The following is a 507-nucleotide window of genomic DNA, read 5'->3' on the forward strand; positions in this document are numbered from 1 at the left end:
CACCACCTTCACCACGGTGCCCAAGGCATCCGAGACGGGATTGTAGGTGGCCTGGATCCACACGTCGCGGCCGCCCTTGGCGATCCGGCGGTATTCGGCCGCCTGGAACTCGCCCCGGCGCAGGGCCTCCCAGAACCGGGCGTAGGCGTCGGTCTTGGCCTCGGCCTGGTCCACGAACATCGAATGGTGCCGGCCGCGCACCTCGTCGAGGCTGTAGCCCACCACGGCGAGGAAGTTCGGGTTGACGTCGATGACCCGGCCGTCGAGATCGAACTCGATGATCCCCTGCGAGCGGTCGAGCGCCCGGAGCTTGCCCTCGAAATCGGCGTTGCGCAGCTTCTGCGCGGTGACGTCGGTGGCGAACTTCACCACCTTCACCACGGTGCCCAAGGCATCCGAGACGGGATTGTAGGTGGCCTGGATCCACACGTCGCGGCCGCCCTTGGCGATCCGGCGGTATTCGGCCGCCTGGAACTCGCCCCGGCGCAGGGCCTCCCAGAACCGGGC

1 protein-coding gene is annotated in these 507 nt (G+C 68.4%); it reads right to left on the reverse strand.

The genetic code is table 11. The annotated features are described in order from the left end of the window. On the reverse strand, positions 1-507 hold a 507-nt coding region (locus MKK52_RS07090), incomplete at both ends, for a PAS domain-containing protein (RefSeq protein ID WP_243953122.1).

Source organism: Methylobacterium sp. J-067 (genome assembly GCF_022829465.1).
GTDB lineage: Bacteria > Pseudomonadota > Alphaproteobacteria > Rhizobiales > Beijerinckiaceae > Methylobacterium > Methylobacterium litchii.